At 59.2% G+C, this 26,164-nt stretch carries 23 protein-coding genes; 14 read left to right on the forward strand and 9 right to left on the reverse strand.

Annotation, left to right across the window (positions count from 1 at the left end):
* Nucleotides 1-2 precede the first annotated feature (2 nt).
* Together ABV589_RS01165 and ABV589_RS01170 are read right to left on the reverse strand one after the other, a co-directional pair.
* Entirely contained in the window at nucleotides 3-1,127 is a 1,125-nt protein-coding gene (locus ABV589_RS01165; protein ID WP_367084534.1) for an alkene reductase, read from the reverse strand.
* A gap of 95 nt (nucleotides 1,128-1,222) precedes the next feature.
* Nucleotides 1,223-1,900: a type 1 glutamine amidotransferase domain-containing protein gene (locus ABV589_RS01170; RefSeq protein ID WP_367084535.1), complete on the reverse strand. Its 678-nt coding sequence runs from the start codon at nucleotides 1,898-1,900 to the stop codon at nucleotides 1,223-1,225.
* Between the two features lie 196 nt (nucleotides 1,901-2,096).
* On the opposite strand from ABV589_RS01170, the gene ABV589_RS01175 reads away from it, so the two are divergent.
* Nucleotides 2,097-2,681 carry a TetR/AcrR family transcriptional regulator gene (locus tag ABV589_RS01175; RefSeq protein ID WP_367084536.1) on the forward strand — a complete coding sequence of 195 codons (585 nt, stop codon included), beginning with the start codon at nucleotides 2,097-2,099 and terminating at the stop codon, nucleotides 2,679-2,681.
* Between the two features lie 160 nt (nucleotides 2,682-2,841).
* Nucleotides 2,842-3,090, forward strand: a complete 249-nt coding sequence (locus ABV589_RS01180; protein WP_007967156.1) for a CsbD family protein — start codon at nucleotides 2,842-2,844, stop codon at nucleotides 3,088-3,090.
* Nucleotides 3,091-3,222: 132 nt separating this feature from the next.
* Here the strand turns inward: ABV589_RS01180 and ABV589_RS01185 are convergent, their stop codons facing one another.
* The gene (locus ABV589_RS01185; protein ID WP_007967157.1) at nucleotides 3,223-3,882 is read right to left on the reverse strand and encodes a carbonic anhydrase; all 660 of its coding nucleotides are present in this window, start codon (nucleotides 3,880-3,882) and stop codon (nucleotides 3,223-3,225) included.
* Between the two features lie 242 nt (nucleotides 3,883-4,124).
* Here ABV589_RS01185 and ABV589_RS01190 point away from each other — a divergent pair, with 242 nt between their 5' ends.
* A complete protein-coding gene (locus tag ABV589_RS01190) occupies nucleotides 4,125-4,736 on the forward strand; it encodes a dTMP kinase (RefSeq protein WP_367084537.1) in 612 nt (203 codons plus the stop codon).
* A gap of 184 nt (nucleotides 4,737-4,920) precedes the next feature.
* Here ABV589_RS01190 and ABV589_RS01195 read toward each other — a convergent pair whose 3' ends face one another.
* The 4 genes from ABV589_RS01195 to ABV589_RS01210 all read right to left on the reverse strand — a co-directional run bounded on the left by ABV589_RS01195 (nucleotide 4,921) and on the right by ABV589_RS01210 (nucleotide 8,992).
* Nucleotides 4,921-5,436 carry a cupin domain-containing protein gene (locus ABV589_RS01195; RefSeq protein ID WP_367084538.1) on the reverse strand — a complete coding sequence of 172 codons (516 nt, stop codon included), beginning with the start codon at nucleotides 5,434-5,436 and terminating at the stop codon, nucleotides 4,921-4,923.
* A gap of 140 nt (nucleotides 5,437-5,576) precedes the next feature.
* On the reverse strand, nucleotides 5,577-6,686 hold the full coding sequence (locus ABV589_RS01200; protein ID WP_367084539.1) for an alpha-xenorhabdolysin family binary toxin subunit B: 1,110 nt from the start codon (nucleotides 6,684-6,686) through the stop codon (nucleotides 5,577-5,579).
* Nucleotides 6,649-7,728: an alpha-xenorhabdolysin family binary toxin subunit A gene (locus tag ABV589_RS01205; RefSeq protein ID WP_367084540.1), complete on the reverse strand. Its 1,080-nt coding sequence runs from the start codon at nucleotides 7,726-7,728 to the stop codon at nucleotides 6,649-6,651. Before ABV589_RS01205 ends, ABV589_RS01200 begins: the two co-directional genes overlap by 38 nt.
* Before the next feature lie 343 nt (nucleotides 7,729-8,071).
* A complete protein-coding gene (locus ABV589_RS01210; RefSeq protein WP_367084541.1) occupies nucleotides 8,072-8,992 on the reverse strand; it encodes a helix-turn-helix domain-containing protein in 921 nt (306 codons plus the stop codon).
* Between the two features lie 161 nt (nucleotides 8,993-9,153).
* Between ABV589_RS01210 and ABV589_RS01215 the strand changes: the two genes are divergently transcribed.
* From ABV589_RS01215 to ABV589_RS01235, 5 genes are all read left to right on the forward strand, one after another.
* Nucleotides 9,154-10,512 carry a glutamine synthetase family protein gene (locus tag ABV589_RS01215; RefSeq protein ID WP_367084542.1) on the forward strand — a complete coding sequence of 453 codons (1,359 nt, stop codon included), beginning with the start codon at nucleotides 9,154-9,156 and terminating at the stop codon, nucleotides 10,510-10,512.
* A 156-nt stretch (nucleotides 10,513-10,668) separates the two neighbouring features.
* The gene (locus ABV589_RS01220; protein ID WP_041063835.1) at nucleotides 10,669-11,757 is read left to right on the forward strand and encodes a polyamine ABC transporter substrate-binding protein; all 1,089 of its coding nucleotides are present in this window, start codon (nucleotides 10,669-10,671) and stop codon (nucleotides 11,755-11,757) included.
* Nucleotides 11,754-13,055, forward strand: coding sequence for an FAD-binding oxidoreductase (locus ABV589_RS01225; protein ID WP_367084543.1), 1,302 nt, complete (start codon nucleotides 11,754-11,756; stop codon nucleotides 13,053-13,055). The genes ABV589_RS01220 and ABV589_RS01225 overlap by 4 nt, the downstream gene beginning before the upstream one ends.
* A gap of 196 nt (nucleotides 13,056-13,251) precedes the next feature.
* Nucleotides 13,252-14,907 (forward strand): MlaD family protein, encoded by a 1,656-nt coding sequence (locus ABV589_RS01230; RefSeq protein WP_367084544.1) that lies wholly within the window; start codon nucleotides 13,252-13,254, stop codon nucleotides 14,905-14,907.
* 16 nt (nucleotides 14,908-14,923) lie between these two features.
* Nucleotides 14,924-15,475 carry a PqiC family protein gene (locus ABV589_RS01235; RefSeq protein WP_367084545.1) on the forward strand — a complete coding sequence of 184 codons (552 nt, stop codon included), beginning with the start codon at nucleotides 14,924-14,926 and terminating at the stop codon, nucleotides 15,473-15,475.
* Here the strand turns inward: ABV589_RS01235 and ABV589_RS01240 are convergent.
* On the reverse strand, nucleotides 15,433-16,743 hold the full coding sequence (locus ABV589_RS01240; protein WP_367084546.1) for a HAMP domain-containing sensor histidine kinase: 1,311 nt from the start codon (nucleotides 16,741-16,743) through the stop codon (nucleotides 15,433-15,435). The two genes, ABV589_RS01235 and ABV589_RS01240, sit on opposite strands and share 43 nt — an antisense overlap.
* 451 nt (nucleotides 16,744-17,194) lie before the next feature.
* On the opposite strand from ABV589_RS01240, the gene ABV589_RS01245 reads away from it, so the two are divergent.
* From ABV589_RS01245 to ABV589_RS01270, 6 genes are all read left to right on the forward strand, one after another.
* Nucleotides 17,195-17,737, forward strand: coding sequence for a histidine phosphatase family protein (locus ABV589_RS01245; protein WP_367084547.1), 543 nt, complete (start codon nucleotides 17,195-17,197; stop codon nucleotides 17,735-17,737).
* Nucleotides 17,738-18,031: 294 nt separating this feature from the next.
* Nucleotides 18,032-19,753: a lipid IV(A) 4-amino-4-deoxy-L-arabinosyltransferase gene (gene arnT, locus ABV589_RS01250; RefSeq protein ID WP_367084548.1), complete on the forward strand. Its 1,722-nt coding sequence runs from the start codon at nucleotides 18,032-18,034 to the stop codon at nucleotides 19,751-19,753.
* On the forward strand, nucleotides 19,750-21,273 hold the full coding sequence (locus ABV589_RS01255; RefSeq protein WP_367084549.1) for a glycosyltransferase family 39 protein: 1,524 nt from the start codon (nucleotides 19,750-19,752) through the stop codon (nucleotides 21,271-21,273). The genes arnT and ABV589_RS01255 overlap by 4 nt, the downstream gene beginning before the upstream one ends.
* 179 nt (nucleotides 21,274-21,452) lie before the next feature.
* A complete protein-coding gene (locus tag ABV589_RS01260; RefSeq protein ID WP_367084550.1) occupies nucleotides 21,453-22,466 on the forward strand; it encodes an iron ABC transporter substrate-binding protein in 1,014 nt (337 codons plus the stop codon).
* A 3-nt stretch (nucleotides 22,467-22,469) separates the two neighbouring features.
* A complete protein-coding gene (locus ABV589_RS01265; RefSeq protein ID WP_367084551.1) occupies nucleotides 22,470-24,065 on the forward strand; it encodes an iron ABC transporter permease in 1,596 nt (531 codons plus the stop codon).
* A complete protein-coding gene (locus tag ABV589_RS01270; protein WP_367084552.1) occupies nucleotides 24,062-25,120 on the forward strand; it encodes an ABC transporter ATP-binding protein in 1,059 nt (352 codons plus the stop codon). Before ABV589_RS01265 ends, ABV589_RS01270 begins: the two co-directional genes overlap by 4 nt.
* Here ABV589_RS01270 and ABV589_RS01275 read toward each other — a convergent pair whose 3' ends face one another.
* Nucleotides 25,121-26,011 carry a tyrosine-type recombinase/integrase gene (locus ABV589_RS01275; RefSeq protein ID WP_027611947.1) on the reverse strand — a complete coding sequence of 297 codons (891 nt, stop codon included), beginning with the start codon at nucleotides 26,009-26,011 and terminating at the stop codon, nucleotides 25,121-25,123.
* Between the last annotated feature and the right edge of the window lie 153 nt (nucleotides 26,012-26,164).

The following is a 26,164-nucleotide window of genomic DNA, read 5'->3' on the forward strand; positions in this document are numbered from 1 at the left end:
AATTATTCGCTGTAGGTCGGGTAATCCACATAGCCTTCGGCATTGCCGCCGTAGACCGTTGCGGGATTCAGTGGACTGAGTGGCCAGTCATTGGCGATGCGCGCCGGCAGGTCCGGGTTGGCCATGAATGGTCGGCCGAAAGCCACCAGATCAGCCAGTCCCGATTCAAGCAATTGCGCGCCGGATTCAGCGTTGTAACGCCCGGCGTAGATGATCGCGCCACTGAAGGTTTCGCGCACTGCACGGCGAAACGTTGGCGGCATCGCGGGCGCGTCGTCCCAGTCCGCTTCAGCGATGGACAGGTAGGCGATGCCCACATCCTCAAGCACTTTGATCGCTTCGATGTAAGTGGTGTGCGGATCCTCTTCGACCATGCCCAGATAGGTGCGCGCTTCCTCGGTGGTGGTGAACAGCGGCGCGAAACGCACGCCGACTTTCTCTTTACCGATGCACTCGGCGACACCCGACACCACTTCGCGCAGAAAGCGCAGGCGATTGTGCAGCGAGCCACCGTACTGGTCGGTACGCACGTTGCTGTGGGCAGAAATGAACTGGTTCACCAGATAGCCATTGGCGCAGTGCAGTTCGATTCCGTCGAAGCCGGCGTCCATCGCATTGCGCGCGGCCTGTATATAGAGCTGAACCAGTTCCTGGACCTCATCGGTACTCAGCGCTCGCGGCGCGGATGGCGTAACCAGCTCGCCGGCGCCCGGCGCAGTTTCGATGAACACGCTGACCCGCTCGGTGGCGATGGCGGACGCTGAAACCGGGGCCGCGCCACCGGGTTGCAGCGCGGTGTGGGACACACGGCCGACGTGCCAGAGCTGGGCGAATATCACGCCGTCCTGTGCATGCACCGCTTCGGTGACTGTGCGCCATCCGGCAATTTGTTCAGGGGTGTAAATGCCGGGAGTCCAGGCGTAGCCCTGACCGCGAGGTTCGATCTGCGTACCTTCCGTGACCAGCAGACCGGCGCCGGCGCGTTGCTGGTAATACTCGGCCATCAATGCGTTGGCGACATTGCCCGGTTGTGTGCTGCGCTGGCGGGTGAGGGGCGGCAGGACGATGCGGTTTTTCAGGGTGTGCAGGCCCAGTTTGACAGGGGTGAAGTAAGGGCTGTTTTTCATGTGATTCCTGTTTTGGTCTTATTAGACCAGTCGACTATTAATGCGGTAAAAAAAACACCGTGCGGGATGCGCACGGTGTCTGGACGCTGGAGGGCTCAGGCCAACAGCTTCAGCAGTTTTTCGGCGACGGCTGCCGAGCTGGCCGGGTTTTGCCCCGTCGCCAGTTGGCCATCGGTCACAACGTGAACCTGCCAGTCGGCGACCTTGGAGTAGCGGCCGCCGAGACGCTGGAATTCGTCTTCGATCAGGAACGGCACGACATCGGTCAGGCCCACAGCCGCTTCTTCAGCATTGGTGAACCCGGTGACGTCCCGGCCTTGAATCAACGGTTTGCCATCGGCAGCCACCACGTGACGCAGAACGCCCGGCGCGTGGCAGACGAACCCGTGAGGTTTGTTGCTGCGGTCGAAAGCTTCGATCAAGGCGATCGAGTGTTGGTCTTCGGCCAGATCCCACAGCGGGCCATGGCCACCGGGATAAAACACGGCATCGAAATCCTCAGCGCGGGCATCCGCCAGGCGCCCGGTATTGGCCAGCGCCTGCTGAGCGGCGGGGTCCTGGCGGAAGCGGTCGGTTTCAGCGGTTTGTGCATCGGGCTCATCGCTTTTCGGATCGAGCGGTGGCTGACCGCCGGCCGGCGATACCAGAGTGATCTGCGCGCCGGCATCCTTGAAGGCGTAGTAGGGGGCCGCGAACTCTTCGAGCCAGAAGCCGGTTTTCTTGCCGGTGTTGCCAAGCTGATCGTGGGAAGTCAGAACCATCAAGATTTTCATAGAGCGCCCTGTATTGGTCTGGTGTCCTCGACGGGTTCGTCTGCGACACCTCGGAAGGAGTGACGGGCACAGAATAGATTTATATTAGACCGGTCGTCTAGTAAATTTTTACGCCCGTGTTTCCGCGCCATCACTGTGGCAAACTCCTGCTCATCAGAAATATACGACTGGTCTAATGTTTGGTATTTTGCGCCCAATGAAACCGACCTACGACGATACCCGCCAACACCTGCTCGACACCGGCCACCGCATGATGGCCGAAAAGGGCTTCACCAGCGTTGGCCTGAGCGAGATCCTGCAGACCGCCGGTGTGCCCAAGGGCTCGTTCTATCACTACTTCAAATCCAAGGAACTCTACGGCCAGGCGCTGCTGGAGGATTACTTTGTCGGCTACCTGGCGGACATGGAGCGACGCCTGACTCTGCCTGGGCTCAGTGCCTATGAGCGGCTGATGGATTACTGGCAGGGCTGGCAGAACCGCTGCACCCTGGAAGGTCATGGCGATGAATGCCTGGTGGTGAAATTGAGCGCGGAAGTCGCCGACCTGTCCGAGTCGATGCGCCTCACCTTGCGCGACGGCGCTGAGCGCATCGTTGCGCGGATTACGACATGCCTGGAAGAAGGGCAGTTGGATAACAGCGTACCGAAGACCGACGCTCGGCAACTGGCAGAAACCCTTTACCAACTCTGGTTGGGCGCCAGTTTGTTGAACAAACTGCAGCGCACGGGGCAGTCGTTGCAGACGTCGATGGTGATGACCAAACAGCTTTTGCAAAGCTGAGGACACCCACCGGCTTGGCCACTGTTCATCCTCGGCGTCTTCTTGATTTCTTGATTCCTGGCCTCTGGCTTTGTCATTTGATGGAACTCCACCTCACAGCCACCAGTCAATTTTTCTGTCGAGACTCAGAGCTTCCCACTTAAACGAAGGTTTATGAACCATGAAGAGTGAACAGGTAGAAGGCGTAGCGGAAAAGTTGGCTGGCAAGGCGCAGAGCGCGGTCGGGAAACTGATGGGTGATTCGAAGATGGAAGCCGAAGGTGCTGGACATCAAGCAGCTGGACAGCTGACTAAAACCTACGGCGATGCGCTGGATAACGTGTCGACCTTCGTTAAAGAAAAACCGATCGCTGCAATCGCGATAGGTGCTGCGGCATTGATCCTGATAAACCGAATTTTCCGTCGCTGAGTGAGTGGCCAGTTTTTCAGCAGACGTTGAAAAACTGGAAAATTGAATTAAAGGAAAGGGCCCCTCGGGGCCCTTTGTTTTAACCGGTCTTTCATGGACGTTATGGATTCAACGACCGATCGCTCGTCGCCATCACATCTGTCTGCCGTTACGCGCTGCGATCGCAACGGTGGTCGGCGAATCAGCCAGTGAAACGAATTTGCGTGTCGCGCCATCCAGAGCATCGATGCATCCCGCCTCGATGTCGTAGACCCAGCCGTGCAGATTCATCCGCCCCTGTTCAAGCGCCAGGGCCACCGATGGATGCGTCCGCAGATTCGCCAGTTGCGCGATCACGTTTTCACGCACAAGCCCATCCAGCTTGGCGCGAGGCGTGTCGAACTCATGCGCTGCGTTGATCGCTTTCGCGGCGTCCGAGTGACGTAGCCAGTTAGCCACCGCCGGAAGATGATCCAGGCACGTGCAGCGTGAAATCGCGCCCATCGCCCCGCAGTCCGAGTGGCCGCAGATCACGATGTCCTGTACGCCAAGCACGGCGACCGCATATTCGACGGTGGCCGAGACGCCACCCGGTTCAGGGCCGTAAGACGGCACAATGTTGCCGGCGTTGCGAATCACGAACAGTTCGCCCGGTTCGCGTTGCGTAAGGAGTTCCGGCACCACACGGCTGTCCGAGCAGGTGACGAACAACGCCTTCGGATTTTGTTCTGTCGCGAGCTGCTTGAACAGCTCGACACGTTGCGGATAAACCTCGCGCTGAAAGCGCAGAAAGCCGTCAATAATGTCCTGCATGAAGTCCTCCAAACCCAAAAAGCAGATGTGGGCACGAGCACTCGATATGCCTTCGCGCCGCTGTGGTCGGCATTATTGCAGACGTCGCAGGTGTTGGCTGTACTCGATGTCTGCAGCATGAAGCTCATGACAGCGGACGGCCGGGGTGAGGGCAGGGCCATGCCATTGGAAATGACAATTCAGCCATTGGAATGCCAGGAATGCGGTTAGAGTGGCCCTCCACAAACATGGTTATGTGAACAATGAATCATCCGCTGTTTGTTTCTCTGGATGGGCCCAAAGGCACCGGCAAAACCACGCTGTTGGAGGCCGTTACGACGGCACTGAGGGCCGGCAACAAGAAAGTCATCCGGCTGTGCGAGAGAAAAAGCGATCCTTTCCGGGGTGAAACCATGGCCCTGATCAACGCGCTTGCCAGAAATCCTTCCGAGGATCTGGAATGGGCTGTGTGCCAGCGCCTGGCTGAAAGTCGGCGCTGGATTTCCGGAAACGTGCTGACGGAGCAGCCGCTGGACAGCATCATCCTCATCGATCGCTGGTATCCGTCAGATGCCGCGTTTCGCCGAACTATCCCGTTTGCCGAGATTCTCCAGTTGAACCTGGATCGAGACGTGCGAGTGCCGGACCTGTATGTTGGCGTCGTCACCGATCCGGATATTTCATGGACAAGGGCTGCGACACGAGCGCGAGGATTGGGCGGCACTGTGATCCAGAAGTACGCAGAGCATGTGGCGTGTACGGAGATGTTCGAGCAAGCGGTCAAGGAGCACGGTTGGGTTCTGTGCCGTAATGAGGGAACCATCGAAGACGCTACGATGCAGGTGGTTTCTGAGATTTATAGGGTGCTGGGGTGATTGTTGAAGTGAGAGAGACATTGGTGCAGGAAGGCGCGTAGCGTAATACACGGTTTAACATAATATACATTACACGTAACAAGATGTTTCAAGATCAACCCGGTTGCACGCCACATTTCAATCCAGAACCTCACTCTGAAACCTCTCGTTTCACGACCTTCACATTGCTTTGAATTCCTAAACCTCAATCATCATCCCGCGTGAGCTTCTCAATCAGCATCCGGTGCTGTGGAAATCGCGCAATCAGTTTCCGCCGATCACCCATCTCCATGTCCACAAAATCAAATCCCGGCGACACGGCTTCACTGATCAAACCAAATCCATGTTCTCCATTCAGCAGGCGCGAAGCTTTCCAGATTCCGCCAGGCACGTGCATTTGCAGATGTTGTCCCGCCAGAATGTCGTTGCCCATTACCAGCGTTTCCAGCGAGCCGTCAGCGTGGATCATGCTGTACTCGATGGGATCGCCCAGATGGTAGAAATGCAGAATGTCCGATTGATTGAAATGAAACTGGCCCACCGGCGAATCTTCAGTCAGCAAGTAATAGATCGAAGTCATCAGATAACGTGGGCCACCGGCGGTTTGCAACATGGCGCGTTGATCAGCTTGAAAAGTCCGGCGGAAATAGCCACCTTCTACATGAGGCTGCAGGTCCAGCCTGGCAATCACGTCCCTGACATCTGTCTTGTCTCGATTCATCGTCTGCTCCGTTGATTTGCAGGCCAATTCACTGATAGCTCTACTAAACGGCTATTTAGTGGAGTTAAAAGACGATAGCAGCTCAATCGCCGAATTTCGCAACAAGCGCGATCAATCACTCGATTAATCGCGCCCCGTCCTTAACTGATCATCATCGCGTTATAGTCAGCGCTCAATGACTGCAGATGATCACGATACCGCTTGACCATCAAAGACAGATCCCCCGGCGCGTAATCCGTCTCCGTGAGTCGTTCAAGTGCCACGGCAAAACCTCTCCAGATATTAGCCACTGTCATGATTTCCTCACCGGCCACCCTGCGTCGGCGGCTGATTTCGACGACCGCATTGGCATCCGCCAGCACATCTTCAGCCACTTGCAGATCGGTGTTAAGCGCGTCCATTGCTTGGGAAATACTCTGGATCTCCTTGTCCAGATGATCGCGTGACTTCGCCAGTTCGCTGTACTTGATGCCGTCCGACACCACGCCCAAGACCTTGCGCACCAGTTCAATGCCCTGCTTCACCGCTTCCTTTTTCGGGTTTTCCATGTCGAGGCTGTCGAGTTCCTTGTTCGTCGGAATGTAGTTCTTGTACATATCCGCCAGGTTGAATTCGCGAATTACATCCTGGGCCTTGATCAAGGTGTCGCGCTGCTCAACGCACGTTGCCTTGTTATGGCTGTGCTCAGCCAGATGCGTCAGGATCCGCGCCTTGCGCTCCTTGGCGACATTGAGTGGTTCACTGGCTCGCTCGCCTATTTCAACGTTGTAGACACTGCGCACATCCTGTTCCAGGCGCTGCGCACACTCGGCAAATCGCGCCTCGACACGTTCGAGCATCGCTTCGACATTACTTTTCAGGTTGCGCATTTCGCCGTTGACCAGGCTGCGATCTTCGTCAGTCAGATCGTCGCGGCTCAAGGCATCGCGCAATTCATCCAGCGCAGCGAAATAGCTGTCGCCGGATGCATTACTCAGCGCAGTAAGCAGGATCGGAAAAGCTTCGCGCAATGATTGATCAGTGTTGTTCAGGTAAGCGGCGACTTGCTGCGCGCGCTCTTGTAAAACTTCGGACCGAACGTTGCGAAAACGCGCCAGCGTCGAGATATCGCGAATGGTCTGCACAATGTTCTTAACGTCGACCGTCGGGAAATGCGGGGTATTGATAGGTGTCACGCCGTTCATGGCAATAATCCTCACAGCAGATAAGTAATCAGTTGAACGATTTTTTGTATTCGTCCAGCGCTTCATTGAAGGTAGCCACCAACTCACCGGCGGTGCTCTTCACGTCACGCCACGGGTCGATCACCAGCGCGAACTCGGCAACAAACGTGGTCAGGCGCTGGGCATCGTTGATGCGTTCGAATTGCTGCGCCGACGAATCGATTTTGCTGAGCATGGTTTGCCACATGGTGTTGAGGATGTTCAGCGCCGCCTCTGCGCCCGCCATGCGGATGCCGATGTCGCCGAAATTCGACATCGAGCTTTCAATTGCGCTTTGCAGGCTTTCCTTGCCGCTGACACTTTCTTGTAACGCATCGACCTCAGCCTTCAGTGCGTTGCGCTCCTTGCGCGCAGTCTCGGCCTTGGGGCCGAAGATCGAACCGGAAATCGGCCAGAAAATCGGCAGTCCACCAGAAAAAGACATACCGACGTAATAGTCGTAATCCTTGTCCAGCTGGGTGATTCGTTCTTTCTTCTCCTTGATGGTCTGCCTGGTACTGGCGATCGACTCGACCAGGTTGTTGCGCTCCATCAGGTCGTACTTGCCCTTCACTTCCGACTGCAAACCGAACACCCGCTTGCCGCTCGACAAATCGCCACCCGAGAGCTCGATCTTGAAGTTGGAAATACGATCCTTGAGTTCCCGCGTGGCACCTTGCTGGCGTTGAACATCGGTCTTCATCAACTTGATGATTTCAGTCACCGCCGAGGCCACTTCACCATCGTCCGAGGTGTAAGTAATACCGGCCAGATCATTGCCGGTCATTCGCCCCAGCGTAGCCCTGACCCGATCCATGATGGGCATTTCCTTGATCACCGAAATGATTTCCCCGCCACTGCTGACGATGTTTTTCGCCGCCGAGGAAAGATCGATACTTTGCTGAATGATCTTGCTTTCAACCGCATCCCAACTCGAGGCATGAATGCGGATCTTTTTGAACAACACCTGAATGTCGGCCGGCTCCAGCCCCGCTACGTTGATCGTCTTGTACTTCAGATACGACTCGACTTCCGGCAATTCACTGGGCAGTGACAGGCCTTTTTTCACGTACTGCTTGATCTTGATCACGTCTTCTCTGGTCAACAATCCGGCGTCGCGCGCAACGCCTGGGTATTGTCCGGAGATAAGGTGAAGTACCGCCTGCGGGAGGTTGTTACTGCTTTCCGAGTCTTTCAGTGGAACAGCCATCTTGATTGCCTCTATTCATGAAGGCCGATGCAACCGTTGCACCGACCCGCAGAAAGCTAGATGACGTTTTTGCTTGACTCAAAGCATTGGAATGAATCGTTAAACACAGCGCAAATGGCTGATTACACTGCGTTTTATAAAGAATGATGGCTTGTATGAAACATTGCGCTACACATGTCGGAATTGCCTGACAGGCAACGATTACAAATTCATCAGAAAATACTCAACGCAGTGCGTTTGATTTTTCCGAGCGCTTGAGTGTTTCACTCGGCAGCTCTTTGAACAGCGCCCGATAACTGCTGGAAAACCGCCCCAGATGCCAGAATGACCACTGCATCGCCACCTCGGCCACGGTGGTTTCCGTGGGCCGGCGCTTGAGCAATTCGCGGTGTGCACTGTTCAGTCGGCGCAGGCGCAGCCAGTGACTCGGGGTCATCCCGGTATAGGCCTTGAACGCCTGCTGCAATTGTCGCAACGGCACCCCTGCGACCTTCGCAAGTTCGAGCAGATTGACGGTGTCTTCCGGCGAATCCGCCGCCCACTCCCCTACTCGCTTCATGATCGTGCGTTCTTCGCTACGCCGCTGTAATCCGCCGCGATCAAGACGGGTGTGTGCGTTGTCGAGGATGAACAGGCAGTCTTCGAGTAACTGCTGAGTCAGTGAGTCTTTATCAAATGGATCAACAGCTTGCGACAACTTCGTGAGCGTTGAGCTTAACCAGCGACTGAACAAGGCGTTCTGCCCGCAGTTAAGCGGCGCCATGAACAATCCTTCGAGTCTTGCCACCTCCAGACCGTGCTGACGGACGAATTCCGGGCCGAACACCACGGCAATTTCCTGGTAGTTCTCCGGGGTGATCCAGATGTTGCGGCTGTCTTCGTTGAGCAGATACAGCGCGTTGTCGCTGCGATCGAAACAGAACGCCAAGGCCCCCGATGGCGCGCTGAAGGTCTGCTCGACCCGGGTGTTCATCTGCTCTTCGTAGACCTGCACACCCTCCAGGTCCAGATAGCGAATCTGCCCGGCGAAATGCCCGGGAGACATCTGCTGGTAATGCTGGACCCAACCCGGCGTGGCGCGGATTTGTTCGCTGACATCAGCGGTATTGAAAGCCTGAACCTGTAGCGGATTACACGTTGTCATGGGAGACCTTGCGCACTCTTTTGGTGCGCTTTGGTGCTGCTTAAAGTGGATAGATGGAACTGCAAGGCACGCCCAAGATAGTCGTCAACGCGCCACAGGGGAAGGGGCGGAAGATGAAACCCGCCCTCCCCGGCGTCTATAAAACCAATAACGAGGTCTTTATGAATGCCCCTTTCGATCAGCTGTTCACGTGGCTGAAAGATCACAAGATTACCGAAGTTGAATGTGTGGTCAGCGACCTGACCGGCATCGCCCGCGGCAAGATCGCACCGACCAACAAGTTCCTGCATGAGCGAGGCATGCGCCTGCCGGAAAGTGTGCTGCTGCAAACGGTAACCGGGGATTTTGTCGACGACGACATCTACTACGACCTGCTCGACCCGGCCGACATCGACATGGTCTGCAAACCGGTGAGCGACGCCGTGTATGTGATTCCATGGGCGATCGAGCCCACCGCCATCGTCATCCACGACACCTTCGACAAGTTCGGCAACCCGATCGAGCTGTCGCCGCGCAACGTGCTGAAGAAAGTCCTGCAGCTGTACACCGACAAGGGCTGGAAGCCGATCGTGGCGCCGGAAATGGAGTTCTACCTGACCCAGCGCTGCGAAGATCCGGACCTGCCACTCAAGGCACCCCTGGGACGTTCGGGCCGTGCCGAAAGCGGGCGGCAATCGTTCTCGATCGATGCCGCCAACGAATTCGATCCGCTGTTCGAAGACGTCTACGACTGGTGCGAGCTGCAAGGTCTGGATCTGGACACGCTGATCCACGAAGACGGTCCGGCGCAGATGGAAATCAACTTCCGTCACGGCGACGCCCTGGATCTGGCCGACCAGATCACCGTGTTCAAGCGCACCCTGCGTGAAGCGGCGCTCAAGCACAACGTCACCGCGACGTTCATGGCCAAGCCGATTGGCGACGAGCCCGGCAGCGCCATGCACCTGCACCAGAGCGTCGTGGAAATCGCCACCGGCAAGCCGATCTTCGCCGATGCCGACGGCACGATGAGCGAGCTGTTCCGCCATCACATCGGCGGCCTGCAGAAGTACATCCCGAAAGTGCTGCCGATGTTCGCGCCCAACGTCAACTCGTTCCGCCGCTTCCTGCCGGACACCTCGGCACCGGTCAACGTCGAGTGGGGCGAAGAAAACCGCACCGTCGGCCTGCGTGTGCCGACCTCCGGGCCGGAAGCCATGCGCGTGGAAAACCGCCTGCCGGGCGCCGATGCCAACCCGTACCTGGCGATCGCAGCGAGCCTGCTTTGTGGCTACATCGGCATGGTCGAAGGCATCGAACCGAGTGCCGCCGTCGAAGGCCGCGCCTACGAACGCCGCAACCTGCGCCTGCCGATCACTATCGAAGACGCGCTGACGCAAATGGAAGAGTGCGACACCGTTGCGCGTTACCTTGGCAGCAAGTTCGTGCGCGGCTACGTCGCGGTCAAACGCGCCGAGCATGAAAACTTCAAGCGCGTGATCAGTTCGTGGGAGCGCGAGTTCCTGCTGCTGAGCGTCTGACCAACAACCACAAACCCTGTGGGAGCTGGCTTGCCAGCGATTACGTCGGCACAGTCGACATCACTATCGACTGACCCACCGCTATCGCTGGCAAGCCAGCTACCACAAGGGGCCGTGCTCACCCGAAAAACTCCAATAACTCCAAGAGGTGTCGATATGCGTCTATTGAAATCCATGGTTCCCGCCGCGCTGGCGCTGTTGTGCAGCACCGCTGCCCTGGCCCAGCCACAGGTCAGCGTCTACAACTGGACCGACTACATCGGTGAAACCACCCTCGCCGACTTCCAGGCCAAGACCGGGATCAAGGTGATCTACGACGTGTTCGACTCCAACGAAACCCTGGAAGGCAAGCTGCTCGCGGGCCGCACCGGCTACGACGTGGTGGTGCCATCCAACCACTTTCTCGCACGTCAGGTGAAGGCCGGGGCGTTCCTCAAACTCGATCGCGAGCAGTTGCCGAACTGGAAAAATCTCGATCCCAAGTTGCTCGAATTGCTCGAAAAGAACGACCCGGGCAACCAGCACTCGGTGCCGTATCTGTGGGGCACCAACGGCATCGGCTACAACGTCGACAAGGTCAAGGCTGTGCTCGGCATCGATCACATCGACTCCTGGGCCGTGCTGTTCGAGCCGGAGAATCTGAAGAAACTCACCCAGTGCGGCGTGTCGATGATGGACTCGGCGGACGAAGTGTTCCCGGCGATCCTCAACTACATGGGCATGGACCCACGCAGCGAAAACCCGGAAGACTATAAAAAGGCTGAGGCGAAACTGCTGAGCATCCGCCCGTACATCACCTATTTCCATTCCTCGAAATACGTGTCCGACCTGGCCAATGGCGACATCTGCGTAGCCTTCGGCTATTCCGGTGACGTGTTCCAGGCGGCCAACCGCGCCAAGGAAGCCAAGAACGGCGTGAATATCGCCTACGCCATTCCGAAGGAAGGCGCCAACCTGTGGTTCGACCTGCTGGCAATCCCGGCCGACGCCAGCAACACCAAGGAGGCCCACGCCTTCATCAATTACCTGCTCGATCCGCAAGTGATCGCCAAGGTCAGCGCTTCGGTCGGTTACGCCAACCCGAACCCGGCCGCCAAGCAGTACATGGATCAGGCGCTGGTGAACAATCCTGAGGTCTACCCGTCCCAGGCGGTGCTGGACAAGCTCTACATCTCCTCTACCCCGCCCCAGTCGATCATGCGTCTGATGACCCGGTCCTGGAGCAAAGTGAAGTCGAACAAATGAATCAGTACACGCAAGAACACGCCCGCTCCTATTACGCCGCTTCGGCCCGGGTCAGCACGCCCTGGCCGGCACTCGACGCTGACCTCAGCGCCGATGTCTGCGTGATCGGTGGCGGGTTCACCGGGGTCAACACCGCGATTGAGCTGGCGCAGCGCGGGTTGTCGGTGGTGTTGATCGAAGCCCGGCGCATCGGCTGGGGTGCCAGCGGGCGCAATGGCGGTCAGTTGATTCGTGGCATCGGTCATGAGGTCGAGGGCTTTGCCCGCTATGTCGGCAATGACGGCGTGCGTTACTTGCAGCGCGCCGGGATCGACTCGGTGGAACTGGTGCGCCAGCGCATCACCGAGAACGCCATCGAGTGCGACCTGCGCTGGGGCTTCTGCGAGCTGGCCAACACTCCGGCGCAATTCGCGGCGTTCAAGGACGAACAGGTCAGCCTCGACGAACTCGGTTATCAACACCAGACCCGGCTGGTCGGCCCGGAGCAGATCCGCCAGCAAGTGGTCAACGCCGACGGTTACGCGGGTGGTCTGATCGACATGGGTTCCGGTCATCTGCACCCGCTGGATCTGGTGCAAGGCGAAGCGCGGCTGGCGGCGTCCCTCGGGGTACGGATCTTCGAGCAGAGCCCGGTGCTGCAGATCATTCATGGCGAAACCGTTGAAGTGCGCTGCGCCACCGGCAGCGTTCGCGCTGGCAGTCTGGTACTCGGTTGCAACGCACACCTGGATGAACTCGAACAGCAACTCAGCGGCAAGGTCCTGCCCGCCGGCAGTTACATCATCGCCACTGAACCGCTGTCCGAAGCGCGCGCCGCGCAACTGATCCCGCACAACCTCGCGCTGTGCGACCAGAAAGTCGGACTCGATTACTACCGGCTCTCGGCGGACCGGCGCCTGCTGTTTGGCGGCGCCTGTCATTATTCCGGTCGCGACCCGGCAGACATCGCCGCCTACATGCGGCCGAAGATGCTCAAGGTCTTCCCGCAACTGGCGGACGTGCGCATCGACTATCAATGGGGCGGCAAGATCGGCATCACCGCCAACCGTTTCCCGCAGGTTGGCCGACTCAAGCAGCAGCCCAACGTGTTTTACGCTCAGGGTTATTCCGGTCACGGCCTCAACGTCACGCACTGGTGCGCCAAACTGCTGGGCGAGGCAATCCACGCCGGCCACAGTCAGGGCATGGACGTGTTCAGCGCGGTGCCGCACATGACCTTCCCCGGCGGCCCGGCCCTGCGTTCGCCGCTGCTGGCACTGGGCATGTTCTGGTATCGCCTGCGCGAAATCCTCGGATAACCCCCGCCCTGTAGGAGCTGCCGCAGGCTGCGATCTTTTGATCTTGATTTTTAAGGTCAAAAGATCGCAGCCTGCGGCAGCTCGTACACAAATTCACGTAATCCCGTGAATTTGCTCTATCGCCAAGCACTTCTATATTGATGAGGTGCTTTTGCGTTCCTGACGCTCAGCATCCACAAAACCGAGGAGGACATGGATGAAGTCGTCAGCCGCCGATGAGCCACGAGCACCGGGCCAAGCGCCGATCAAGACGCGTCGCTTCAGTATTTCACTGGTGTGGATCGTGCCGATCGTCGCGGTGCTGGTCGGTATTTCGCTGGTGGTGCACAACCTGCTGCAGGAAGGCCCGACCATCGTCGTCAATTTCAAGACCGGCAGCGGCCTGACCGCCAACAAGACCGAAGTCAAATACCGCAACGTGGTGATCGGCCAGGTGACTGACGTCGAGTTGAGCGGCGATCAGAAGAGCGTCGACGCCACGATCAAACTGGCCAAGCAGGCCGAAACCTTCACCCGCGAAGACTCGCACTTCTGGGTCGTGCGTCCGCGCATCGGTGCCGGTGGCGTGTCGGGCATCGACACCCTGCTCTCCGGCGACTACATCGGTGCCGATATCGGCCAATCCGACAGCCGCGCGAAACACTTCAAGGGCCTGGAGAACCCACCGCCGATCACCTACGGCGAACCGGGCAAGCGCTTCATGCTGCACGCGCCGGATCTCGGCTCGCTGGACATTGGTTCGCCGGTTTACTACCGCAAGATTCCCGTTGGCCAAGTGGTTACCTACACCCTTAATCCCGAGGGTAAAGGCGTCGATATCGAGGTGTTCATCCATTCGCCGAACGACGCCTTCGTCACCGAAAACACCCGGTTCTGGAACGCCAGCGGCATTGACATCAATGTCGGCGCCAACGGCTTTGCGGTGAAGACCGAATCGCTGTCGACCATGCTGGTCGGCGGCATCGCCTTCCGTGCGCCGGATTACAGCCCCAACGACGTGGCCGCCGCCGACGACAAGGACTTCGAACTGTTCGCCGATCAGCAAACCGCCCTCGCCCCGCCCAATGGCAAGGCGCAATACATGGTGCTGCGTTTTGACCAGTCGCTGCGCGGGCTCAAGGTCGATGCGCCGGTGGAATTTCTCGGCATGGAGATCGGCCGGGTGGTCGGCATCAATCTCGATTTCGACGCGAAGAAACGCAGCTTCCCGCTGAACGTCGGCATCGTCATTTACCCGCAGCGCCTCGGTCAGGCCTACAAAAAAATGCTCACCGAATTCAAGCACGACCCCGACGACGAAGCGGCCGGCATTCGCCTGCTCGGCACCTTCGTCGACAATGGCCTGCGCGCCCAGGCCCGCAGCGGCAATCTGCTGACCGGACAGTTGTACATCGCGCTGGATTTCTTCCCGAAAGCCGAGAAAGTTGCGTTCGACGCGACGCTCCGTCCGGTGGTCTTGCCAACCGTGCCCGGCAGCCTCGAACAGTTGCAGGAAAAACTCGAAGCCGTGGTCGACAAGCTCAACAAACTGCCGGTCGAACGAATTGCCGGCAACCTCGACAGCAACCTCGTCGAGCTGCGCAAGGGCCTGACCCAGTTCAACGCGAAAACCCTGCCGAGCGTGCAGACCACGCTGGCCGACGTCAGCAAGACCTTGCAGTCCGCCAGTTCGACCCTGGCCGAAGATTCGCCGCAGCGCGAAAAGCTCACCGAGACCCTCGACGAACTCGGGCGCATGTCGCGTTCGCTGCGTGAGCTGTCGGATTATCTCGGTCGCCATCCGGAATCGCTGATTCGCGGTCGCCCCGACAACGCCGCGCCGCTGGATCTGAAAGGACCGCCACGCAATTGAGCACAGGAGCTATCCCATGGCTTTACCGCTGAAGATCACCGTGCTCGCTGCGTTCATGCTGCTTGGCGCCTGCCGCAGCGAGCCGATCAGCTTTCACACCCTGACTCCGGTGCAACTGCCGGCATCCCGGGCCGGCGCGCAGATTCCGATCGAGGCGATCAGCGTGCCGCCGCAAGTCGACCGCCCGCAAATCGTCATCCGTCAGGGCAACAATGGCCTGGCGATTCTGGAAACCCAGTGGTGGGGAGCGAGTCTGGCGGATGAGTTGCGCAGTGCCTTGAACGATCAACTGAGCAATACCGGCAGTCGCGGCAATGTCTCGGTGCGCATCGATGTGCAGCGGTTTGATTCGATCCCCGGCCAGTACGGGCTGATCGACGTCAAGTGGCGCCTGCGCCCCAGCGGTGCGGCGGACAATGCGCTGCTGACCTGCCATTCAACCTTGCAAACAGCGTCCGGCTCGAGCATCGACGACCTGGTGGCCGCGCAACAGAACAACGTCAAACGCCTGGCTGCCCTGATCAATCAGGCGGCGGGCAATTCTCGAGCCTGCCCTTCGGCCTCCTGAGTCGCCAACAGCGTGACGGTGAAACGGCAGCCGTTCGGTTCGCGAGTCACCAACTGAACCTGCCAGCGCTGATGGCTGCAGATCCGCTGCACCAGCGACAACCCCAGCCCGAGGCCTTCACCGCGCTGTTCGTCACCGCGCACGAATGGCTGGAACATCGCGTGACGTTTCTCTTCCGGAATACCGATGCCGCTGTCCTCGACCACGAAACTGTCCTTGAGCAGGGTCAAGCGGACAAAACCCTGATCGGTGTAGTGCCAGGCGTTGCGCAACAGATTGCCCATGACCGACTGCAGAAACGTCAGGTCATAGAGCGTGCTGCCCGCCAGTTGCGGCTCGTAGATGAATTCCAGCCCCTTTTCACGAATCAATCGCCCCCAGATTTCCACCTGGGCATCGGCGATAGATTTGAGTGTGCAGGTCGATTCGGTACCAAGATCTTCCGGCTTGCGCGCCAGCATCAAGAAGGTTTCGACCAGTTGGCGCATTTCAGCGCTGGCCCGGGCGATGCGTGTGACCTGCTGGGTGGAACGCGGATCCAGCGAAGGGTTGGCCAGTAACAGTTCGCAGGAGCTGGCCAGAACCATCAACGGCGTGCGCAGTTCGTGGCTCACGTCACTGGTGAAGAGCTTTTCCCGGTTCAGGGTTTCGCGTAACCGGCCGAGGGTCTGGTCAAAAGACAGCGCCAGCTCTCCTACCTCATCATCGGCGTAATCCGGATGCAGGGCCGGCGCCAGTGCGATCAACTGATCACGATGCCGCACCTGCCCTGCCAGGCGAATCACCGGCGCCATGACCTGCCGCGCCAGCAGCCTGCCGAGCGCGACCGCCAGCATGACACTGAGGATGAACCCGACAATCACCACCACGAACAGCAAGTGCTCGCGCTGTTCCAAGCTTTCCTGATTGCGCAGCAGCACATATTTGCGACCGCCGACCGCCTCGACCATCGCGTAGAAGTCATCGCCGTTGAAGGTGATCTCCTGAAACCCCTGGGGCAATGCTGCCAGTTGTGGCGTCAGCGCCATGGCCCCCGGGCCGTTCTCGAAAAAAAACAGTTCGCTCTTTTCCGGCTCGTGGCGCCACTCGTTGATGTCGTCCATTGCCAACAAGCGGCGCAATCCGCCGCTGAGGGCGGTCATGGTCAACTTGTGCTCGACGACATGCACCGTGGCCACAATGCCCATCGCGAAGACACCGGCCACCACCGCGCTCATCAGGGCGAACACAATCACAATCCGATTGGCGAGGCTTTGCTTGAGGTCCATCCGGTTCAATCACTCCAGGGCTGATGCCAGGGCCGCAAGGGGCGGCGCGACGACGTTGACCAATATTCGCAGCTTCGCCTTGCCCGGCGTTGTTGTTAAGTGTTTAAAACAAACAAAACGTGTATTTGAGTTTGTTTATCAAATAGCCGTTTTAGTTAAAACACGCCGGACCTCGCAAATTTTTCACATGTTCTTCACTGCACTGCCACGACTCTGAACGTAGTGTTCAGCAGCCATTCAAGTAGACCACCGTAAAGTAACTAACCTCCTGGAGCTTACGTTGCACTGTGCGTGTACTGAGTGGAACTCGGGAATGACAAGGGGCAACGTCGTGGTTGAATTAGTACACGTACAATCAGCGTCCAGGCGATGGGATCTGTCTCGTCCGCGCACCTGGGCAATCATTGCTGTCGGTTTGCTGTTGATTACACTGATTTGCGGCTTCGTCTGGATGCAACGCTCGCCCGCCAACCTGCGCTATGCCAGTGCGTCGGCTACCCAGGAGTGGGTGAAGGCCTGGCAGGCCGGTGAGGTTGTCGCACTGGTGCGACATACCGAACGTTGCGACCGCTCGACCAATACTTGTCTGGGGCCGGCGGACGGTATCACCCAGGCTGGCAGCATTGCTGCAGCCCAGGTAGGCCGTGGCTTTACGCAACTGGGCCTGGAAAAGACCCAGTTCTTCAGCAGCCCGTTGACGCGCACCCTGCAGACTGCGCATTACATGCTCGGCCACGATGCCGTGGCCGCGGAATGGCTGGAAACCTGTGGCCCGACGATGCGCGATGAGTTGGTGGCACACAAGACCCCAGGGCAGAACATGATCCTGGTGACCCACAGCGGCTGCATCGCCGATTTCGAACGGCAGACCGGTTACCCACGCGCGGTCGCCGCCGAATATGGCAGCACTGTTTTGGCCCGGATAGATGCGCAAGGAAAACTTGAAGTCATCGGCATCATGAATCCCGAAGGCTGGCAACGATTGGCCAAGTAATCATCAAACTTAGTCGACAACAAACGGCCCGGCCAATGCTCTGGCACAAGGTATTGCCGTGTATGAAATTTGTAATAAGAAATGTTTTTTACTTTCCAGAACTGGAAAAAATTAATTTTAAAGCTTGTCTTCTCAAGGAGAACTTAACGCTGGAAGCAGACCCGTTCTCTGAATGCAGGACACGCCCCTCGGTCGTGCTCGCCTCTGCATTCATTCAACCCAGTGCCGCGCCTGCTACGGAAATCGCCAGGTCGTCACTGAAACGCACACTTTGTACTGCACCAAGGTCCAGTCATGACGTCTGAGAACAAACCGCTGCACCATGCGGCGTTGAATTTGCCGCGCCTCCACCAGAGCAGCCTGATCGAGCGTTTTGCGATCCCCGGGCTGGTGCTGGCATTCGTGGTGTTTTATCTGCTGCCGCTGATGACCCACGGTCTGTGGATTCCCGATGAAACCCGTTACGGCCAGATCAGCCAGGAAATGCTGCAGAGCGGCAACTGGGTGGCGCCGCACTTCATGGGCATTCGCTACTTCGAAAAACCGATTGCCGGCTACTGGATGATCGCCATCGGCCAGGCCATCTTCGGTGAAAACCTGTTCGGCGTGCGCATCGCTTCGGCGCTCAGCTCCGGGGTTAGCGTGTGGCTGGCCTGGCTGCTGGCCCGGCGCCTGTGGAACAACCCGCGAATCAGCGCCGCGTGTGCCCTCCTTTATATGAGCTTCGGCCTGATCGCAGGGCAAGCCGGCTATGCCAACCTCGATCCGCAGTTCACCCTGTGGGTCAACCTGAGTCTGGTGGCGATCTGGTTTGCCATCGACAGCAACACCCCGCGCGCGCGGCTGGGCGGCTGGGCTTTGTTGGGATTCGCCTGTGGCATGGGCCTGATGACCAAAGGTTTCCTCGCCCTGATGCTGCCGGTGCTGATCGCCCTGCCCTACATGATCTGGCAACGGCGCTTCGGTGAACTGGTGCGTTATGGACTGGTTGCCGTGGCGGTGGCCGCGCTGGTCAGCGTGCCATGGGCACTGGCTGTGCATGCCCGTGAACCGGATTTCTGGCGGTTCTTCTTCTGGCACGAACACATCCGCCGCTTCGCCGCCGGTGAAGACGCACAGCACGCACGACCATGGTGGTTCTACCTGCCGCTGCTGTTTGCGTCCACCTTGCCGTGGGCACTGCTCTTGCCTTCGACGCTGCTGCGTACCTGGCGCGAAAAGCGTGATCCGAAAATCGCCTTCCTCGCCTTGTGGTTCCTGCTGCCGCTGGCTTTTTTCAGCGCGAGCAGCGGCAAACTGCCGACTTACATCATGCCGTGCCTGCTGCCATTGGCTCTGTTGATGGGCTACACCGTGATGAACTGGATAGCTGACCAGAACGGTCGCGTCTTGCGCATCAACGGTGTGGTCAACGTAGTGCTGGCCATTGCCGCACTGGTCGCGCTTATCTACCTGCAAGCGACCCGTGAAGTTTACGAACACACCGAAATGTTCAGCCTGTCGCTGGGCTATATCGTGCTGCTCGGCTGGCTGATTGCCGGTTCGCTGCAAGCCTTGCGCCCGCTGGCGCTGTGGGCGATGCCGGCGTTGGGCATCGGCCTGCTCGTCGCATTGCTGCCAGCGGCGATGCCGGCGACCATCGTCAACAGCAAGATGCCGGATCAGTTCATTGCCGAGCATCAGCAGGAACTGAGCGAAACCAGCTCGTTGCTGAGTAACGACCTGGGCGCTGCGTCCGCGCTGTCCTGGCGTTTGCGTCGTCCGCAAGTCGACCTGTTCAACACCGTTGGCGAGCTCAAGTACGGCCTTGATGACCCGGCCATGGCGTCACGCAAGGTCAGCCTCGACGGCGTAGGCGAATGGATGACCGAAGCGCGCAAAAAAGGCTCGGTGGGCGTGGTGATGCGCGTCAACAGCACCTCTGACGAGCAACAACTGGAGCTGTTGCCGATAGACGGCAAGCACTACCGCCGTGGCCAGATCGAAATCCTCATCTTCAGCCAGAGCCAGCCATGACCCGGACCAGGACTGAACGGAGGCAATTGCTGCTTCTGCTGGCGGCGACTGCCCTGCTGTTATTGCTCGGTCTGGGCAGTCGCGAGCTGTGGGGGCCGGAAACCCGCTGGGCCAATATCGCCTTGCAGATGCTGCAAAGCGGCGACTATTTCGACCCCTATCTCAAAGGCAGTCCTTATTACGACAAACCTCTGCTGTCGTACTGGCTGATCACCGCCACTTCGTGGTTCACCGGTGGGCTGGGGCATTGGTCGTTGCGCCTGTCTTCGGTGATTTCCGCGTGGTTCAGCGTGTGGCTGGTGTATCTGCTCGGCGAGCAACTGTTTCGCAAAGGCACCGGGCTGATCGCCGGCTGGATGCTCGCGACCACCTTCTATTTCGTGTTCTGGGCGCGGGTGGCCACCGCCGACATTCTCACTGTCTGCGGTGTGCTGGCGGCCGTCTGGTGGTATTGGCGCGGCCCGGATGACACCCGCTTCTGGCGCTACGTGGTGTTCTTCGGCCTGCTGTCGCTGACATCGCTGTTCAAGGGCCTGATCGGTTTCATCCTGCCGGGGCTGGTGTTGCTGCCACACCTGCTCAGCGAACACCGCTGGAAATGTCACCTGAACTTGCGACTGTTCGGCGCGCTGTTGATCGCCGGGGCGTTTTACATGGCGCCGTTCCTGTTGTCTCACCTCTACGGTGCACCCAACTACGAACAAAGCGGCCTCGGTCTGGTGCTGCGTGAAAACGTCGTGCGGTTTTTCCAGCCGTTCGATCAGTTCGGGCCGATTTACACCTACTTGATCTACCTGCCGGTTTACACCCTGCCCTGGGCACCGTGCTGGTTGATCGCCTTGTGGGTGGCCGCGCGCAACTGGAAGCACATCGAACCGAATACCCGCTGGCTGATTCAAGGGCTCGCGCTGCTGATGCTGTTCTTCACCGCCAGTGGCAGTCGCCGCAGCTATTACGTCTTGCCGCTGGTGCCCTTCGCGCAATTGCTGGGTGCCTGGTGGGTGACCCGGCGCATGGCCGCCCGCAACAGCGAAGGCCGTGGGCTGAAGATCGGCTTCGCTGTCACCACGGTGTTGCTCGCCTCGGTACTGGGTGTGCTCTACCCGTGGACCAACAGCGGCGGCGGTGTCATCCGCTTCGGCGAGCAGGTTCGCGAACAGGCCAGTCAGCAGGCACCATTGAATCAATGGCGCATGGTCATGATCGAAGTCGACAACAAAGTGCCGATGTACCTGCAAACCGGTGGCGCACCGTTCTATTACGTGCCGGAAACGATCGAGGGCTTCCCGCACAATGGCGACACAGCCGCGCTGATCGCCTGGCTGCAACGCAACAGCGGTGAACATTGGGATCCGCAACGCACGATTTTCGTGGCGCAATACCGTTCCGGTGATGCCGTGCCACTCGATGCGTTGAAAGCCGATCACCAAGTCATCACCACCACCCCGACCCGTGGCGAGCAGCTATTCCACGGGCGTGCAGACCAGAGCGTGGCCTACATCCCCACTCCTGAGCAATGACGTTAAGACAAAAGTGGCAAGTCGCGGTAAATTTGAATGGCAATGACAAGTATTAACGGCTTCTTTGACGTTTTTTTCTCATTTGCCACCCTACATTGCCGCGACTCGACACTTGCAAATCGTTCGCATTGTTTCCTGCGAGGGTTTGCTCATAACGTCTAAAAACAGGAGCTGCCCGAATGAATCCACGCCTTCCATCCTTCTTCAAGCGCGCCTTGCTGGCCACCGCATTGCTCGGCACCGGGCAGGCGTTTGCCGCCGACTCGGTGGGTCTGGTGGTCTACAACGCGCAGCATGAAACCCTGACCAAGGCCTGGGTGGCCGGTTTCACCGAGGAAACCGGGATCCCGGTGACCATTCGCAACGGCGATGACACCGAGATGGGCAACCAGCTCGTGCAGGAAGGCGCCGCCTCGCCGGCAGACGTATTCCTCACCGAAAACTCGCCGGCGATGGTGCTGGTGGACAACGCCAAACTGTTCGCCCCTCTGGCGCCCGCTACCCTTGAGCAAGTCGATTCCGCCTACCGTCCGGCCCATGGCAATTGGGTCGGCATCGCCGCCCGTTCCACCGTGTTCGTCTACAACCCGAGCAAACTGACTGAAAAAGACCTGCCCAAATCCCTGCTCGACCTCGCCACCCCGGCCTGGAAAGGCCGTTGGGCCGCCTCCCCGGCTGGCGCCGACTTCCAGGCGATCGTCGCCGCCGTCCTGCAACAGAAAGGCGAAGCCGCCACCCTGGAATGGCTCAAGGGCATGAAGACCAACGCCACCATCTATCGCGGCAACAGCGCGGTACTGAAAGCGGTGAACGCCGGGCAGATCGACAGCGGCGTGATCTACCACTATTACAGCTTCGTCGATCAGTCCAAGACCGGCGAAAACAGCAAAAACACCAAGCTGTACTACTTCAAACATCAGGATCCGGGCGCGTTCGTCAGTACCTCCGGCGCCGGCGTGCTGGCATCGAGCAAGCATCGGGATGAAGCGCAGAAGTTCGTCAAATACATCACCAGCAAGCAAGGTCAGGAAGTTCTCGAAACCGGCACTTCCTTCGAATACGCCGTGGGCAAAGACGCGCCGTCCAATCCGAAGCTGACCCCGCTGAAAACCCTCGACGCGCCGAAAGTCGATGCGTCGACCCTCGACAGCAAAAAAGCCGTCGAGCTGATGACCCAGGCCGGATTGCTCTGAGTGATGCCCGAAACCTTGCCTGCACCGGCCGTTGCGACGGCCGCCGCCAGCCTCCTCCACCCGCCCCGAACGCTGGCCGGGCGTGGCAGTTCGTGGGTGGTGAGCTCGGCGGTGCTGGTGTCGTTGTTGTCCCTGCTGCCGATTGCGTTCGTGATCGGCGTGGCGTGGTACACCGGCTGGGCGACCATCGAAGCCCTGATCTTTCGCCCGCGGGTCGGCGAATTGCTGATCAACACCGTGCTGCTGGTGCTGATCACCCTGCCGCTGTGCATCGTGCTCGGAACCACCCTGGCCTGGCTGACCGAACGCAGTAACCTGCCCGGCCGACGCTGGTGGTCAGTGCTGGCGGTGGCTCCGCTGGCCGTGCCCGCTTTCGTCCACAGTTACGCGTGGGTCAGCCTGGTTCCGTCGATCCACGGTCTGCCGGCCGGTGTGCTGGTGTCGGTGATCGCCTATTTCCCGTTTCTGTATTTGCCGATTGCCGCGACCTTGCGCCGTCTCGATCCGGCAATCGAAGACGTTGCGCAGTCCTTGGGGCTCAAACCGTGGGCAGTGTTCTTTCGGGTGGTGTTGCCGCAACTGCGGCTGGCGATTTGCGGAGGCGCGTTGTTGGTCGGTCTGCATTTGTTGGCCGAGTACGGCTTGTACGCGATGATCCGTTTCGACACCTTCACCACGGCGATCTTCGATCAGTTCAAATCGACCTTCAACGGCCCGGCCGCCAACATGCTCGCCGGGGTTCTGGCGCTGTGCTGTCTGGCGATGCTCACCGCTGAATCCGCTGCCCGTGGCAACGCCCGCTATGCGCGAGTCGGTTCCGGTAGCGCCCGGGACCAGCGCAGCGTGCAACTGGGCCGAGGCGTGACAACCTTGGCTTTATTGCTGCAAACCTTCACCTGCCTGCTGGCACTCGGTGTGCCGTTGCTCACGCTGGGTCGCTGGCTGGTGGCCGGTGGTGTGCAGGTCTGGGAAGGCGACGAGTTGCTGCCGGCGCTGCTGCAAACCTTGTCTTACGGAGTGGCCGGCGCATTGCTGACCAGTGTTGCGGCGATTCCCATCGCGTGGCTGTCGATCCGCTCGCCGGGCAAACTGCAGCGCTTGCTGGAAGGCTGCAATTACATCACCAGCTCCCTGCCCGGCATTGTCGTCGCGTTGGCGTTGGTCACCGTGACCATTCATTTCGCCCGGCCGATTTACCAGACCACCATCACCGTGCTGCTGGCCTACCTGCTGATGTTCTTGCCGCGGGCGCTGGTCAGCCTGCGCGCCGGTTTCGCTCAGGCCCCGGTCGAGCTGGAAAACATTGCGCAAAGCCTTGGCCGCTCGCCGTTGCGCGCATTGTGGCTGATCACCGTGCGCCTGGCGGCCCCCGGCGCGGCGGCAGGTGCAGCGCTGGTGTTCCTGGCAATCACCAATGAGCTGACCGCGACCCTGCTGCTCGCGCCCAACGGCACGCGCACCCTCGCCACCGGTTTCTGGGCCATGACCAGCGAAATCGACTACGCCGCCGCAGCGCCCTACGCGTTCTTGATGATCCTGCTTTCACTGCCGCTGACGGCCATTCTCTATCACCAATCCAGGCGTACCGCTGGCCGATGAACGCTCTCGAACTGCTCAACCTCAGTAAAACCTTCGGCGCGCAGAAGGCGCTCGATGACGTCAGTCTCAACGTGCCGACCGGCAGCCGCACGGTGATCGTCGGCCCCTCCGGTTCCGGCAAGACCACGCTGCTGCGGATGATCGCCGGCTTCGAGTTTCCCGACAGCGGCAGCCTCACCCTCAACGGCCAGACGCTGGTCGATCGCAGCCACGCAGTACCGGCCTATCAACGACAGATCGGCTACGTCCCGCAGGACGGTGCGTTGTTCCCACACATGACGGTGGCGGCGAACATCGGTTTTGGCCTGGCGCTGACCGGTGCCGCGCGCCATCAACGCATTCAGGAATTGATGGACAGCGTCGCCCTCGACGCCAACATGGCCAACCGTTGGCCCCACGAATTGTCCGGTGGCCAGCAACAGCGGGTCTCGCTGGCACGTGCACTGGCGCAACAACCACGGCTGATGCTGCTCGACGAGCCGTTCTCCGCCCTCGACACCGGTTTGCGCAGTGCCATGCGCAAAATGGTCGCGCGCCTGCTCGAAGACGCCGGCGTCACCACCATTCTGGTGACCCACGACCAGAGCGAAGCGTTGTCGTTTGCCGATCAATTGGCGGTGATGCGCAGCGGCCGGCTGGTGCAGTCCGGGCATCCGATGGATCTCTACCGCTATCCGCAGGATGAACAGACCGCGCACTTTCTCGGCGAAGCGGTGGTCCTGCCCGCGCGAATCGAGGCGGGTTGGGCGCATTGCGATCTGGGTCAGGTGGCGGTGAACAGCAACGGCTTCAGCGGCGCCGCGCAGATCATGCTGCGCCCCGAGCAATTGCAGATCGCCGAAGGGGCATCTGACAGTCAAGGCTGCCCTGCGCTGGTCACCGACCGCGACTTTGCCGGCAACACCTGCACCCTGACCGTTGAACTGAGCTCATCCGCGACTCAGGATCCGGCCCGTTCGATTCTGGTGCGCAGCTCCGGCATGCACGCGCCGCCCGCCGGCAGCGCGGTGCAGCTGTCGGTACTCGGTGCGGCGCATGTGTTTGGCCTGAACTGATCAGAGATCGAAGCGATCCACCGCCCGCCGCCGCTCGTTGTCATCGCGCACATCGTAGTTGGCGGTGGTCTGGATGTTGCTGTGATGCGCCAGTTTCTGCGCGATCGACAGGTCGTGCTCCTCGATCACCCGAGTGATGAACGAGCGACGGAAATCGTGGGGCATGATCTTCACCCCGACCTGCGTGCCGCGCTGACGGGCGATGTAGTAAATCGCATGCTTGGTGATGCGCTCACGGGTGATGTGGCTGCCACGGCGAATACGGTTGAACAGGAAGGCATCGTCGCTCTCGCCTTCCTTGAGCTGTGAACGGCGCAGTTCGAGCCACGCATCGAGCTTGCTGAACGCCCATGCCGGTGCGTACTTGATCAACTGTTTGTTGCCCTTGGCGGTGACGCACAGGCTGCGTTCGCTGAAGTCGACCTGATTCAGATCCAGGTCCACCGATTCCGACTTGCGCATGCCGGTGCCGTACAGCAACGCGATGATTGCCGCATCACGCAGGCCCTGCGGGCGTGGATCGGCGGCGCAGACTTCCATCAATTCGTGAATCAGCGTGCGCTTGAGATTGCGCCCCTGGGACAGCCGCGTGCCGGCGATGCCCTTGACCGAACGCATCTTCAACAGATGTTCCTGGCTGATCAGACTCATGCGCCAGGCCTCATTCATGACGCCGCGTACCGCATTCACATACAACGAAGAAGTGTTCGGTGCGTAGTTGTCTGCGCGTAATGCAGCGACCAGCGCTACAACATCTTCCGGTTGCAAGGCATGCCAGGGAATCTCTTCGACATTCATGTCTTCAAAGCCCAGGCGATCGGCCGCATCTTGCAGCACGTAACGCATGGTCAATTGGCTGGAGGGCGCCAAACGCGCGAGGTACAGGCTCATCGGGTTGGTTTTTGGAGCGTCGGGGGTTGCAGCAACTAAATCAATCAAACGTTAAACCTTGAGTAAAAAATGTACAGCACTACAACAACTAACAAATGCAATGTACTTGAAGTAAAGAAGGTACTTGAGCGGCACTGTCCGACAAAAAACTGC

The organism is Pseudomonas sp. HOU2 (genome assembly GCF_040729435.1).
GTDB lineage: Bacteria > Pseudomonadota > Gammaproteobacteria > Pseudomonadales > Pseudomonadaceae > Aquipseudomonas.

Coding starts and splice junctions, on each gene's coding strand:
- ABV589_RS01165 (WP_367084534.1), bottom strand. CDS start 1,127: ATGAAAAACAGCCCTTACTTCACCCCTGTCAAACTGGGCCTGCACACC.
- ABV589_RS01170 (WP_367084535.1), bottom strand. CDS start 1,900: ATGAAAATCTTGATGGTTCTGACTTCCCACGATCAGCTTGGCAACACC.
- ABV589_RS01175 (WP_367084536.1), top strand. CDS start 2,097: ATGAAACCGACCTACGACGATACCCGCCAACACCTGCTCGACACCGGC.
- ABV589_RS01180 (WP_007967156.1), top strand. CDS start 2,842: ATGAAGAGTGAACAGGTAGAAGGCGTAGCGGAAAAGTTGGCTGGCAAG.
- ABV589_RS01185 (WP_007967157.1), bottom strand. CDS start 3,882: ATGCAGGACATTATTGACGGCTTTCTGCGCTTTCAGCGCGAGGTTTAT.
- ABV589_RS01190 (WP_367084537.1), top strand. CDS start 4,125: ATGAATCATCCGCTGTTTGTTTCTCTGGATGGGCCCAAAGGCACCGGC.
- ABV589_RS01195 (WP_367084538.1), bottom strand. CDS start 5,436: ATGAATCGAGACAAGACAGATGTCAGGGACGTGATTGCCAGGCTGGAC.
- ABV589_RS01200 (WP_367084539.1), bottom strand. CDS start 6,686: ATGAAGCGCTGGACGAATACAAAAAATCGTTCAACTGATTACTTATCT.
- ABV589_RS01210 (WP_367084541.1), bottom strand. CDS start 8,992: ATGACAACGTGTAATCCGCTACAGGTTCAGGCTTTCAATACCGCTGAT.
- ABV589_RS01215 (WP_367084542.1), top strand. CDS start 9,154: ATGAATGCCCCTTTCGATCAGCTGTTCACGTGGCTGAAAGATCACAAG.
- ABV589_RS01220 (WP_041063835.1), top strand. CDS start 10,669: ATGCGTCTATTGAAATCCATGGTTCCCGCCGCGCTGGCGCTGTTGTGC.
- ABV589_RS01225 (WP_367084543.1), top strand. CDS start 11,754: ATGAATCAGTACACGCAAGAACACGCCCGCTCCTATTACGCCGCTTCG.
- ABV589_RS01230 (WP_367084544.1), top strand. CDS start 13,252: ATGAAGTCGTCAGCCGCCGATGAGCCACGAGCACCGGGCCAAGCGCCG.
- ABV589_RS01235 (WP_367084545.1), top strand. CDS start 14,924: ATGGCTTTACCGCTGAAGATCACCGTGCTCGCTGCGTTCATGCTGCTT.
- ABV589_RS01240 (WP_367084546.1), bottom strand. CDS start 16,743: ATGGACCTCAAGCAAAGCCTCGCCAATCGGATTGTGATTGTGTTCGCC.
- ABV589_RS01245 (WP_367084547.1), top strand. CDS start 17,195: ATGCAACGCTCGCCCGCCAACCTGCGCTATGCCAGTGCGTCGGCTACC.
- arnT (WP_367084548.1), top strand. CDS start 18,032: ATGACGTCTGAGAACAAACCGCTGCACCATGCGGCGTTGAATTTGCCG.
- ABV589_RS01255 (WP_367084549.1), top strand. CDS start 19,750: ATGACCCGGACCAGGACTGAACGGAGGCAATTGCTGCTTCTGCTGGCG.
- ABV589_RS01260 (WP_367084550.1), top strand. CDS start 21,453: ATGAATCCACGCCTTCCATCCTTCTTCAAGCGCGCCTTGCTGGCCACC.
- ABV589_RS01265 (WP_367084551.1), top strand. CDS start 22,470: ATGCCCGAAACCTTGCCTGCACCGGCCGTTGCGACGGCCGCCGCCAGC.
- ABV589_RS01270 (WP_367084552.1), top strand. CDS start 24,062: ATGAACGCTCTCGAACTGCTCAACCTCAGTAAAACCTTCGGCGCGCAG.
- ABV589_RS01275 (WP_027611947.1), bottom strand. CDS start 26,011: ATGAGCCTGTACCTCGCGCGTTTGGCGCCCTCCAGCCAATTGACCATG.